At 60.3% G+C, this 11,545-nt stretch carries 12 protein-coding genes; 9 read left to right on the top strand and 3 right to left on the bottom strand.

Going from position 1 to position 11,545, the window contains the following annotated elements:
- Positions 1-253 precede the first annotated feature (253 nt).
- The 8 genes from B5E60_RS02615 to B5E60_RS02580 all read left to right on the top strand — a co-directional run bounded on the left by B5E60_RS02615 (position 254) and on the right by B5E60_RS02580 (position 8,778).
- Positions 254-1,024 (top strand): ParA family protein, encoded by a 771-nt coding sequence (locus B5E60_RS02615; RefSeq protein WP_087309340.1) that lies wholly within the window; start codon positions 254-256, stop codon positions 1,022-1,024.
- Positions 1,025-1,138: 114 nt separating this feature from the next.
- Positions 1,139-2,011, top strand: coding sequence for a ParB/RepB/Spo0J family partition protein (locus B5E60_RS02610; protein WP_087309339.1), 873 nt, complete (start codon positions 1,139-1,141; stop codon positions 2,009-2,011).
- A gap of 15 nt (positions 2,012-2,026) precedes the next feature.
- Positions 2,027-3,196, top strand: a complete 1,170-nt coding sequence (locus tag B5E60_RS02605) for a DUF5683 domain-containing protein (protein WP_087309338.1) — start codon at positions 2,027-2,029, stop codon at positions 3,194-3,196.
- A gap of 3 nt (positions 3,197-3,199) precedes the next feature.
- Positions 3,200-4,570 (top strand): lytic transglycosylase domain-containing protein, encoded by a 1,371-nt coding sequence (locus tag B5E60_RS02600; RefSeq protein WP_087309337.1) that lies wholly within the window; start codon positions 3,200-3,202, stop codon positions 4,568-4,570.
- Complete coding sequence (mnmE, locus tag B5E60_RS02595) at positions 4,570-5,928, top strand: tRNA uridine-5-carboxymethylaminomethyl(34) synthesis GTPase MnmE (protein WP_087309336.1); 1,359 nt, start codon at positions 4,570-4,572, stop codon at positions 5,926-5,928. The genes B5E60_RS02600 and mnmE overlap by 1 nt, the downstream gene beginning before the upstream one ends.
- A gap of 203 nt (positions 5,929-6,131) precedes the next feature.
- Positions 6,132-7,256 carry a site-specific integrase gene (locus tag B5E60_RS02590; protein WP_087309335.1) on the top strand — a complete coding sequence of 375 codons (1,125 nt, stop codon included), beginning with the start codon at positions 6,132-6,134 and terminating at the stop codon, positions 7,254-7,256.
- Between the two features lie 55 nt (positions 7,257-7,311).
- Positions 7,312-8,259, top strand: a complete 948-nt coding sequence (locus tag B5E60_RS02585; protein WP_087309334.1) for a hypothetical protein — start codon at positions 7,312-7,314, stop codon at positions 8,257-8,259.
- A gap of 225 nt (positions 8,260-8,484) precedes the next feature.
- A complete protein-coding gene (locus B5E60_RS02580) occupies positions 8,485-8,778 on the top strand; it encodes a helix-turn-helix domain-containing protein (protein WP_087309333.1) in 294 nt (97 codons plus the stop codon).
- Between the two features lie 57 nt (positions 8,779-8,835).
- On the opposite strand, the gene B5E60_RS02575 is transcribed toward B5E60_RS02580, so the two are convergent.
- Both B5E60_RS02575 and B5E60_RS14005 read right to left on the bottom strand, forming a co-directional pair.
- A complete protein-coding gene (locus B5E60_RS02575; protein ID WP_087309332.1) occupies positions 8,836-9,765 on the bottom strand; it encodes a DUF1848 domain-containing protein in 930 nt (309 codons plus the stop codon).
- A gap of 61 nt (positions 9,766-9,826) precedes the next feature.
- Positions 9,827-10,462 carry a hypothetical protein gene (locus B5E60_RS14005; protein WP_204246433.1) on the bottom strand — a complete coding sequence of 212 codons (636 nt, stop codon included), beginning with the start codon at positions 10,460-10,462 and terminating at the stop codon, positions 9,827-9,829.
- A 454-nt stretch (positions 10,463-10,916) separates the two neighbouring features.
- On the opposite strand from B5E60_RS14005, the gene B5E60_RS02565 reads away from it, so the two are divergent.
- Complete coding sequence (locus B5E60_RS02565) at positions 10,917-11,387, top strand: hypothetical protein (RefSeq protein ID WP_087309331.1); 471 nt, start codon at positions 10,917-10,919, stop codon at positions 11,385-11,387.
- A gap of 13 nt (positions 11,388-11,400) precedes the next feature.
- Here the strand turns inward: B5E60_RS02565 and B5E60_RS13900 are convergent, their stop codons facing one another.
- Positions 11,401-11,541 carry a hypothetical protein gene (locus B5E60_RS13900; protein WP_162611585.1) on the bottom strand — a complete coding sequence of 47 codons (141 nt, stop codon included), beginning with the start codon at positions 11,539-11,541 and terminating at the stop codon, positions 11,401-11,403.
- Between the last annotated feature and the right edge of the window lie 4 nt (positions 11,542-11,545).

Here is an 11,545-nt window from a genome sequence, read left to right as displayed (position 1 = left end):
CGGGCGCTCCGCAACGGTCGGAGTCCCGCCGTCCGCTGCGCCCCACATATCGTGCCGGCCACGCCGGTACAACAGCCTCCAAAGATACGAAAAATTCGCGGATGCATCCCCCTCATCCCGAAATTCTTTGCCTCTGCACGGCCGTACGGCGCCACACCCGTCCCCAGGGGCCATTTTACGAAAAGCTCGGCTCCGGATTTGCACGGGCCATATTATTTGCGTAAATTTGCCTGCTTATAAACCGAATCTGAAAATGGGAAAGGTAATCGCTTTAGCCAACCAGAAAGGCGGCGTGGGAAAGACCACCACGGCCATCAATCTGGCAGCTTCACTGGCCCTGCTGGGTAAGAAAGTGCTGCTGCTGGACGCCGATCCGCAGGCCAACGCCACCTCGGGGCTGGGCTTCGACATCAATCTCGAGGGCATCTACGAATGTCTCACCGGCGAGAAACAGCCCGAAGAGGTGATCCTCCACAGCGAAGACGTCAAAAACCTCTGGCTCCTCCCCTCGTCGATCGACCTGGTGGCCGCCGACACCGAACTGCCCAAGATGGAGAACGCCCACTTCGTCATGAAACGCATCGTCAACGCCGTGCGCGACCGCTTCGACTACATCTTCATCGACTGCTCCCCCTCGCTGGGATACACCACGGTCAACATTCTTACGGCCGCCGACTCGGTGCTGATCCCCGTCCAGTGCGAATACCTTGCCCTCGAAGGCCTCTCCAAACTGCTCAATACGATCCGCAAGATCAAATCGACCTTCAACCCCGCACTCGAAATCGAAGGCTTCCTGCTGACGATGTACATGCGCAACCGACTCAACAACCAGGTGGTCACCGAGGTCCGCGAACACTTCGGCGATCTGGCCTACGACACAATAATTCAGCGCAATATCCGTTTGGGTGAAGCACCCTCACACGGAAAGCCCGTCATGCTTTACGATGCCGGCGCCGTCGGTTCGGAGAACTACCTGAACCTGGCCCGCGAATTCCTGAAGCGCAACCGCAAAAAACGCAACTGACCGGAAATAGGGGGGGGGAAAAAAAAAAAAACGAGAGGTCGGGGAAGGGATCTGCCAACGGCAACCGCCCGACCATCCGCCCGCTCCGTACCAATGATATAAAAGGAGAAGACTATGAAATCACAGAAGGGATTAGGCCGGGGGCTCGACGCGATTTTCGGCAGCGAGCCCGTCGACGTGAAGCTCAAACCCATGAGCCAGATGACCGAGATCGAGATCGCCGACATCATCCCCAACCCCACCCAGCCGCGCAAGCAGTTCGACGAGGAGGCGCTCGACGAACTGGCCGACTCGATCCGCCAGCTGGGGGTTATCCAACCCGTGACGGTCAAGAAGACCGCCGACGGAAAATACATCCTCATCAGCGGTGAACGCCGCTGGCGGGCCGCCCAGCGTGCCGATCTGAAGACCCTGCCGGCCTACATCCGCGAGGTCGACGACGAGAACCTCCACGCCATGGCGCTGGTCGAGAACATCCAGCGCCAGGACCTCAACGCCATCGAAATCGCACTGGGCATGCAGCGTCTGATCGACGAGTGCCACCTGACGCAGGACGCCCTCTCGGAGAAGGTGGGCAAGAAGCGTTCGTCGGTGTCGAACTACCTGCGCCTGCTCAAACTCCCCGACGAGGTGCAGCTCGCCCTGAAGGAGGGACTCATCTCGATGGGCCACGCCAAGGCCATCGCCGGCGCCCCCGAGGAGCAGCAGCTGCGCGTGTTGAAGCGCTGCATCAAGAAGGGGCTCTCGGTGCGCCAGGTCGAGGAGCTCGTCCGCATGCTGGCCGAAGCGCAGGCCAAACCGGCTCCCGGTGCCGAGGAGGAGGAGTATCCCGAAAGTTACTCGCGGCTGGTCGAACAGCTCGAAAACTACTTCTCGGAGGATATCTCGATCAAACGGTCGAAGAACGGCGGCGGCAAGATCGTCATCGGCTTCAACGACGACCGCGACATCGAACGATTCATCGAACGCTTTACGAAACACGCCTAAATCCCTGCTGAAACCATGGCGAAGATCCGGTTTCTCCTGTTGCTCATCGTGGCGGCCGCGTCGGGAATGCACGCCGCCCGGGCCCAACTCCCGCGCAGTGCCCGCAGCATCGTGCGCGGCGGCATGTTCCAGAAACCGGATTCCCTGCGTGCCCGGCGCGATTCGATCCGTTTCGCGGAACTCGCCCTGAAGATCGACTCCGCCCTGCAGGCCGACTACCTGCTCGACTCGATGGCCGTCACCGCCGTGCGCACGGACAACCTGCACGAACTCGACTCCGTGGCCCTGGCCCGCTACGACGCAGCCCTGCACGGCATCGACACCACCACCAAACGCAAGGTCTACAAGAAGGGGTGGTTCATGAGCGACTCGATGTCGCTCTCGAAGGTGTGCTGGATCTCCACCGTCCTGCCCGGATACGGACAGGTCTACAACAAGCAGTACTGGAAACTGCCGATCCTCTACGGACTGGTCGGCACGGGCCTCGGCCTCTATATCCACGAAAACAAGACCTACAAGCCCCTGCGCCGCCAGTACAACTCCTACACGGACGTCAGCCTCACGCGCACGCCCGAACTCGACGCCCTGCAGGAGAAGATGATCCGCAGCAATACGCGCCGACAGCTCTATCTGGGCATCACCATCGCCTCGTACATCTACTTCATCGGCGATGCGGCCGTGAGCTACTCGACCAACGACGTCTCGTCCGTCAAGAAGGCCACCACGCTGGCCTGCATCTTCCCCGGTGCCGGACAGATCTACAACCGCAGCTACTGGAAGGTTCCCTTCGTGGTGGGCGGCTTCGCCTCGATGATCTACTGCATCGACTGGAACAACCGCGGCTTCCAGCGCTTCAAGAAGGCCTACACCCTGCTGGCCGACTACGAGCAACACCCCGAAAACTATCCGAACGGCCCGACCGACGAATTCCGGGGCCGCTATTCGGCCGACTTCATCAAGAACCTGAGGGACAACTACCGCCGCAACCGCGACCTGTGTATCATCCTCTCGGGTGCACTCTACGTGCTGCAGATCATCGACGCCCACGTCGACGCCCATCTGAAGGACTACGATATTTCGGACGACCTGTCGATGAATCTCGAGCCGCTGGTCGACTACACCTACGTACCGACGCTGCGGGGCAACCGCCCGGTCTTCGGGTTCAACCTGAGCCTCAACTTTTAGACGATGAAAAAACTCCTGATATTCACCCTGCTGCTGGCTGTAGCCGCTCCGGCGTCGGCGCTCGACCGCTGGCCCTGGGCCAAGAACAAGAAAAAGAAGAAAACCCAAACCGAACAGACGCAGACCCTCACGCCCGATTCGCTGCGTACGGTCTGTCCCGAACCGGTGGAGGAGGCCGGGCCCGAACCCGTCGAACCGCCGGTGAACGACATCACGCTGGGACTGACGGCCGAACAGGCCGACTCGCTGCTGGCCGAGTGGCGCGAACGCCAGCGACAGGATGCCTACAGCGAATTCTTCAAACGCTACATCCTCGAGGATTCGACCGCCGTGGTCGATCAGACCCCCGATTCGATCTACACGCAGCGGCTGCGCAATCTGGCGTCACCGATCCAGCTGCCCTTCAATTCGATCGTCCGGGGCTACATCAACCGCTATGTCGACCCCCGTTCGGGAACGATCAGCCGCATCCTCGGCATGTCGCAGTACTACTTCCCGATCATCGAAAGCGAATTGCTCCGCGAAGGGCTTCCGGTCGAACTGCGGGCGCTGCCGATCATCGAATCGGCCCTCTCGCCGACGGCCGTCTCGCCGGTGGGAGCCGTCGGGCTGTGGCAGTTCATGCCCACCACGGGCAAGAGCTACGGGCTGGAGATCAACTCGCTGGTCGACGAACGCCGCGATCCGCTCCGCTCCACGGAGGCCGCCTGCCGCTATCTGAAGGATCTCTACGCCATCTACAACGACTGGACGCTGGCCATTGCGGCCTACAACTGCGGCCCGGGCAACGTCAACAAGGCCATGGCCCGTTCGGGCGGCAAGACCTTCTGGGAGATCTACAACTACCTGCCGCGTGAAACCCGCGGCTACGTCCCGGCCTTCATCGGCGCCACCTACGCCTATGCCTACCACCGGCTCCACCACATCGAGCCGACCGAAGCACCGATTCCGCTGTCGGTCGACACGCTGCACATCAACCGGCTGATGCACCTGAACCAGATCTCGTCGACGATCGACCTCCCGCTGGAGACCCTGCGACAGCTCAATCCGCAGTACAAACTGGACATCATTCCGGCCACGACCAAGACCTATACACTGGTCCTGCCGCAACGCTGCGTGGCACAATACATCGCCCACGAACCGGAGATCATGGCCAAGGATTCGATGTACCTGAAGGAGTACATCAACCCGGCAAACATCGACAAGAAAAAACTCGAGCAGCGCACGACGATCTACGTGGTCAAGAAGGGTGACACGCTGGGAGCCATCGCCCGGCGCTACCGGGTGACGACGGCCCAGCTCATGCGCTGGAACAAGCTCAAGAGCGCCCACAAGCTCCGCATCGGCCAACGTCTGCGCATCGAGGGTAGATAATGGGCACGGATCATGATACCATCGTAGCCCCGGCCACGGCGCAGGGGGGAGCCATTGCCGTCGTCCGTGTAAGCGGCGACGAGGCGCTGGCGGTCTGCGACCGCATCTTCCGGGGGAGCCGGCCGCTGGCCAAGGCGGCCGCCAATACGGTCCACTACGGCCGCATCGTGGACGATGAACGGGTGGTGGACGACGTGCTGGCCACGGTCTTCCGGGCGCCGCACTCCTATACGGGCGAGGATTCGGTCGAGATCTCGTGCCACGGTTCCTCATATATTGTCTCCGAAATTCTCCGTCTGCTGATTGCCGCCGGGGGCCGCATGGCCCAGCCGGGTGAGTATACGATCCGGGCCTATCTGGCCGGGAAACTCGACCTTTCGCAGGCCGAGGCCGTAGCCGACCTGATCGCCTCGTCGACGCGCGCGGCCCACGCCCTGGCCACGAATCAGATGCGCGGCGGCTACTCCGAAGAGTTGGAGGGGCTGCGCGACCAGCTGCTGCACCTCACCTCGCTGCTGGAGCTCGAACTGGACTTCTCGGAGGAGGATGTGGAGTTTGCCGACCGGCGGGCGCTGCGCGAAACGATGGAGCGGATCGGGCGGGAGATCGACCGCCTGCGGAGCTCCTTTGCGCTGGGCAACGCCATCAAGGAGGGGGTTGCCGTGGCGATCGTCGGGGCGCCGAACGTCGGAAAGTCGACGCTGTTGAACCGACTACTGAACGAGGAGCGGGCCATGGTCTCGGAGATTGCCGGCACGACACGCGACGTCATCGAGGAGCGGGCCAACATCGGCGGGGTGCTGTTCCGTTTTTTGGACACGGCAGGAATCCGCACGACGGGCGACCGGCTGGAGCAGATGGGCATCGAACGCACGAAGGCATCCATCCGCCGGGCGCAGATCATCGTCCGGTTGATCGACGCACAGGCGGCGGAAGATTCGGACGAAGCCGACCCCAAGATCGAAATCCGACCCGATCAGCGGGAGCTGACGGTCTATAACAAGCTGGATGCGGCCCCCGCAGGATTCCGGCTGCCGGAGGGGGCGCTCGGCATCTCGGCCAAACGGGGCGAAGGGATCGAAGCGTTGTGCGAAGCGTTGCGCGAGGCGGTGGATACCGAAGGGTTGTACCATGGGGATCCGGTTGTCTCGAACAGCCGCCACTACGAGGCGCTGACGGCGGCCCGGGAGTCGTTGGGCCGGGCGCTGCGGGGACTGGATGAAGGGCTTCCGGCCGACCTGCTGAGCGAGGAGATCCGGCCGGTGATCCGCCACCTGGGCGAGATCACGGGACGCGGTGCGATCGCCCCGAACGAAGTTCTGGCAAATATCTTCTCAAAGTTCTGCATCGGAAAGTAACTCGACCGGAGAAAAATCGAGCAAAATGCAGAATAATCACCAATAAATCAACGAATTACTCTATAAAATCGAGCGATTTTCTAGAGTTCGTTTTTGCCGTCGAGGTGTAAATTTTACACTCCATTTACACCTTGAAAACGCCGAGGTGTAAAAAAGTGTAAAAATATTTTCCTATCTTTGCCCTGAACCAAAACCTCGACACCATGGAAATCAAACTTCATCAGAAACCGCAGCGCTCGACGGGACGCACCTCGCTGGTGCTGGAGTACTACTATGGCTACACGCGCGATGAGGAGGGGCGGATCAAACACCGCCGCAGATTCGAGACCCTCGAATACTTCCTTTACACCACGCCCCGCAACAAAGCCGAGCGCGACCACAACAAGATCAACCTCGAGATGGCCGAGAAGGTCAAGGCCAAACGGCTGCTCGACGAGCAGAACGAACAGTACGGGTTCGCCGGACAGTTCAAGATCCGCACCAACCTGGTCGAGTTTATCCGCGGGATGATCGAGCAGCGCAAGGATTCGCCCGGCAACTGGGGCAACTGGGACAGCATGCTGAAACATCTGATTGCCTACGCGGGCACGCAGACCACCTTCGAGCGGGTCGACCGGAGGTTCGTCGAGGGGTTCCGCAACTACCTCGCCAAGCGGGCACGCACGAAGAGCGGCACCGCCCTCTCGGCCAACAGCCAGAACAGCTACTTCCTGAAGTTCAAAGCGGCGTTGAACCGGGCCGTCGAGGAGGGGATCGTCACCCACTCGCCCGCCATGGGGGTCAAGGCCACACGAACCGAAGACGTGCACCGCGAATACCTCACGGTCGAGGAGCTGCAGCGGCTGGTCAAGACCGACTGCTCGTACCCGGTACTGAAGGACGCCTTCATCTTCTCGTGTCTGACGGGCATGCGCTGGAGCGACATCAACAAGCTGACGTGGGGCGAGGTGCAGGAGTTCGACGGCGGCACGCGCGTGGTCTTCCGCCAGAAGAAGACCCGCGGTCTGGAGTATCTCGACATCGCCGAGCAGGCCGTGCGCTACATGGGGCCGCGCGGCAGGGCCGACGAGCGGGTCTTCTCGGGGCTGAAATACTCCGCCTGGCACAACCTCGCGCTGCGCGAATGGTGCATGAAGGCGGGTATCACGAAGCACATCACCTTCCACTGCGGGCGCCACACCTTCGCCGTGCTCCAGCTCTCGCTCGGCACCGAGATCTACACCCTCTCGAAGCTCCTCGGCCACCGCGAGCTGAAGACCACGCAGGTCTATGCGCAGATTATGGACGAGAAGAAACGCGAAGCGGTGAACCGGATTCCGGAATTATGATTATCTTTGGAAGACGGGGCACCGGCCTCCACTCCCGCACCGCAACCGACCGCCCATGAACCGCATCGAATACATCCGTTACTCGCACCGTCGTGCCAACAGCCGGGTCCGTGCATGGATCGGGAGCGTGCGCATGCGGCTCGCGCGTCGGAGCCGGCTGCTGGGCTGGATCTGGATGGTGCCGGCGTCGATCTTCTACGCGCTGGTCGTCCTCTTCAGCTGGCTCACCTTCTGCGTCGTCCTCTTCCGGAATCCCCGCTTCACGCTCCACTACCTGGAGAGCGAGATCGAGTGCCGCGGACTCACCGGTGCGGAGGCCCGTCGCTACCTCGACGAGCAGCACCGCGACTACGAACGCCGGCTGGCCTACGGCAACTTCACGCGCGACGAACAGCGGCGCATCGACCAGACCTTCGCGTACCTCTACAACCGCTACCCTGCCCCGGCTCGGGACGACCTCAAGACCCAACTGGACGAGGTGCAGAGCGCCGTTGCGAAGATTGCCGGCTTCACGCGGCAGCGGCAGGAGGAGCTGGAGCAGGCCCGGGAGCGTGAAACCGCCCTGCAGGCACAGGCCGAGAAACGCCGTGCCATCAACCGCAGCCGCACGGGATTCGACCCTACGCCGGAGGACTTCTCGCCGCGCCTTACCGACCGGCAACTCGACCTGCTGACCGAACACATCAACCGCATCGGCCTCTTCCGGCGCGACGTCACCCGCCCGGAGGTTGAACTGCTGCTCGCCTGCCAACTCCCGGAACCGTTGCAGACGACCCACAACAAGCTGCTGGCGCTGCTACTCGAATCGCTGAGTGCCGCGCGGTTCATCACCCCGAAGTGGCAGCGCGTGGCGGGAGCCAAAGGATGCTTCCTCTCGAAGCTGGGCAAGCCGCTTACGGCCAAAGATCTCTCGGCGGCCAAGCAGATGGCCGACATCATCGACGCGAAACGCGAGCAACAGATTCTCGACTGCATCCGGGCCCTGGAGGCCGCGCAGTCATAGCCTGCCCACAGACACCGACAAGCACGGACGAAGTCTCCCTTTGCAGGGTTCCGCCGTCGTGTTTGCAGGGTGCCTGTACGCGGGAAAAGATGGGAAAGATTGTCCAAACAAGCGGGAACGTTGGCAGACAATGTCGCCAGCCTTTTTTCTTCGTTTCTTTGTCTCTGTAATTACAAGCCCGTGCGTTGCGCAACGCCTTTGTCAAACCTTTTAAATTGTGTTTTTATGCAAATGAGTCTAACCGTCGAGGAACGCCTCGACCGCATCGAACAACTGCTGCGCGGACAGAAGAATGTCCTGAACTTTTCCGAAGCCTGCGACTTCACAGGCATCTCACCGAGCTACATGTACAAACTCACCCACAGCGCCCGCATCCCCCACTACAAGCCCCACGGCAAGAATGTCTACTTCCTGCGCGAGGAGCTCGAACAGTGGCTGCTGCAGAATCCCGTGCGGACCGCCGAACAGAAGGATCGCGAGGCAACCGAGTTCGTCCTTCGCAAACGGCGTCCGAGGTAGCAGCACGCATCGGTCCGACCGGTCCCAAGCCCATCGGGGCGGCCGGATTATCTACCCTTAAAAAAGCGCATCGCTTACCTTAAACGAGTGGATCACCCGCTCCTTTACATCATCACCCTCCTCCATACGGCCGATCAACAACGGCGACGACGGGTCATGCAACACCCGGTTCCGATACACCGTCTTCGTATCGGTGTTGGCATAGCAATACAGACAGCCGTGGCTGCATGTATCATAGGCTCCGATATCCACACTCTGCACACATCCACACTCCGGCCGTTGGTTCCTGTCCTTGGCGACCTCCAACCTGCACCCCAGCAACTCCTCAATCAACATACGGTCGATGCACCGGCCATGCCGGATGCCCATCGGCTCCAGGTCTATCCGCTCCGCGCAGCTCTGAATCCGGATACCATAGCTTGACGCGATGGCCGCCAGCCCCGCAGCCAATCGGGTGATTTCATCCGCACTCGGTTCCCGGACCGTTGTCTCCCTTAAATTGCGCCGCGTCTTCTGGTACAGATCCACAAAACTGATCACGCAGGTTTGGGTACAGGATGCCAACCGTTTGGCGATTGCCTCAAAACCGTGCAGATGATAGCGGACGTCCATGCCTTGCGAGAACAGAATCGGGTCATACCGCCAAATGACCCGTTTGGGGCCGATCCGGTCGGACAGCCGTCTGAACGTCTCGATCACGGACTCCTTCTGCGGGAGCCCCATCTCCAGCACCCTGTCGTATGGAGTGACCGTAAACTGGAAATAGTACATGTAGTCCGCAAGTTCGTCCAGACGCGGCAGCATCGGCGCTGGATTCTTGCTCCAAAAGACGATGCAATCAATCACATCCGGGGATAGCCGGATTTTGCTGACCTGGTGCCGGTTCATCGGATTCCGGACGCACACCTGCCCCTCCCGAATCCGGTTGTAAAACCAGTCCGCATAGAAGGCGGGAATATCGGTTCTTCGGCTAACGCTCAGTATCATCGCGAATCAGTTTATCGTTTCGCCGCACTTTGCAGACGGCGCCCGAGGCTGCGGCGTACGGTCAGGATCGCTTGGCCCGTTTTCCATAGAGCCGCTCCAGATCGAGCTTCTCGATGCGCGAACGGATGGCACCGGGCTTGCGCTGGAAATGGGCGGACAACGCTTTCACCGTCATTCCTTCACACCACATGCGCGTAAGCTCAAGATCATCCTCTTCAGTCCAGGGCAGATAGGCGTTCGGATACTCCTGGCGGCAGGCGTAGACCGAGTAGGTCGGTTCACCGGTCAGCTGCTTGTAGGCCCGCAAATAACGCTTCAGCCGCTTGACATCCTTATCCGAAAGGTACGGCAGGCGGCGGATATCCATGTTGTCAGTCAGATCGTTCAATTTGACCGCCGCTGCTAACGGGTTACCTTTCACACGAGCAATATAACGGTCATATGACTCCCTAGGATCGTGTGTTAAACATCGCAGAGCCTCAATTATCGTCGGAGAAAACCGCTCAATAGCAAGCAAGTTGAAGGTCCAGTTGCTGTCCTCAACCACATCGTGCAGTACTCCGACAATTTTCTCTTCTGTCGTTTTACCGGCGGCCATGACCCGCAACGGGTGGCCGATATAGTCGTTCCCGGCCTTGTCGCGTTGGCCGCGGTGCGCCTCGGTGGCAATCTCGATGGCTCGTTCCAGGGTACTCATGCTCTCTTCGGTTTATGGACGGCATTCGGCGCGTCCTATCCAAGACAAAGATACGAAATTTGCCGACAGTCGGAAAGCGGGTCGACCCGCCTGCGGCAATAAACTACAACGATACACACCGCCCGACAGGCACTCTGCCGCAAAAATCGGCGGCCGTTGGCGGTTTTCCGATTTAATTTCCTATTTTTGTAATTGGTTCCGTGCCTCTGCGGACGGAGCCAGACATATTTACGAACGTTTCGTTACGTTTTCTTTCACACTCAAACTTCGCAAATTTGAACAGCAGAAAGAGATGTAACTGGACGCCTCGTGGACGCATGTATTGTGCCCGCAGGCCTTTGGCTTGCGATGTGCATGATACACGTTTCGCGTGGGCTGTCCGTGTTGCTTATTTCTGTTGTGGGCAGCGAAGGCCTGAGTGTGGGATAAGTCAATGCGGCAACCCACGTTTTTTATGGCTTTCGATTACGATTACACGGGCAATCTCGCCCTGCTCGACCGTCGGAAGGTCGCCTTCTTTGCCTCGCGCGTCGTCTCGCCTGCCGTCGAGGAGCAGACCCTACGCTGGGCCGAGGCGTGTTGCGCAACCGACCGTGTCGTAATCAGCGGTTTCCAGTCGCCGCTCGAAAAATCCGTTTTTGAACTTCTGCTGAAAGCCCGCCATCCGGTGATCTGGGCCCTGGGACGAGCCCTCTACCGTCGCTACCCTCCCGCCGTCGAAGAGGCGCTGGCCGAGCAGCGCATTCTGATCTTTGCCGTCCGCAACGCCCGCCGGACCGGTTGGCAAACGGCCCAAACACGCAACTACACCATCGCTTCGCTGTCCGAGGAGAGCGTCTACGCCCTCCGCACGGACGGCCGTCCCAGTTCGCTCGACGTCCTCTGCGGGCTGGAGTTGGGGCGCAAACCGGTGCGTTGTTTTTAATGGGGTCTGACGGCTATCGTCTGCCGATCGTGACGACGTTCTGGTTGACTGAGCAGCGGATCGGTGCAATATTCTCTAATTCGTCGAGCAGCTCCCGCAGCGGAAGATTGGGGGTCTGAAGGCTGAAGGTGCAGGCCGATCTCTCGTACGACACCTAT

The sequence above is a fragment of the Alistipes sp. An116 genome, assembly GCF_002161005.1.
Taxonomy (GTDB): domain Bacteria; phylum Bacteroidota; class Bacteroidia; order Bacteroidales; family Rikenellaceae; genus Alistipes; species Alistipes megaguti.
The sequence above is the reverse complement of the archived record's forward strand: the minus strand, read 5'-3'. Positions and strand labels throughout refer to the sequence as shown.

What these genes read in the sequence shown, in the direction of transcription:
- B5E60_RS02605 (WP_087309338.1), top strand. Translation starts at nt 2,027, where the DNA reads ATGGCGAAGATCCGGTTTCTCCTGTTGCTCATCGTGGCGGCCGCGTCG.
- B5E60_RS02575 (WP_087309332.1), bottom strand. Translation starts at nt 9,765, where the DNA reads ATGATACTGAGCGTTAGCCGAAGAACCGATATTCCCGCCTTCTATGCG.
- B5E60_RS02585 (WP_087309334.1), top strand. Translation starts at nt 7,312, where the DNA reads ATGAACCGCATCGAATACATCCGTTACTCGCACCGTCGTGCCAACAGC.
- B5E60_RS02565 (WP_087309331.1), top strand. Translation starts at nt 10,917, where the DNA reads ATGGCTTTCGATTACGATTACACGGGCAATCTCGCCCTGCTCGACCGT.
- B5E60_RS02600 (WP_087309337.1), top strand. Translation starts at nt 3,200, where the DNA reads ATGAAAAAACTCCTGATATTCACCCTGCTGCTGGCTGTAGCCGCTCCG.
- B5E60_RS02615 (WP_087309340.1), top strand. Translation starts at nt 254, where the DNA reads ATGGGAAAGGTAATCGCTTTAGCCAACCAGAAAGGCGGCGTGGGAAAG.
- mnmE (WP_087309336.1), top strand. Translation starts at nt 4,570, where the DNA reads ATGGGCACGGATCATGATACCATCGTAGCCCCGGCCACGGCGCAGGGG.
- B5E60_RS14005 (WP_204246433.1), bottom strand. Translation starts at nt 10,462, where the DNA reads ATGAGTACCCTGGAACGAGCCATCGAGATTGCCACCGAGGCGCACCGC.
- B5E60_RS02590 (WP_087309335.1), top strand. Translation starts at nt 6,132, where the DNA reads ATGGAAATCAAACTTCATCAGAAACCGCAGCGCTCGACGGGACGCACC.
- B5E60_RS02580 (WP_087309333.1), top strand. Translation starts at nt 8,485, where the DNA reads ATGCAAATGAGTCTAACCGTCGAGGAACGCCTCGACCGCATCGAACAA.
- B5E60_RS02610 (WP_087309339.1), top strand. Translation starts at nt 1,139, where the DNA reads ATGAAATCACAGAAGGGATTAGGCCGGGGGCTCGACGCGATTTTCGGC.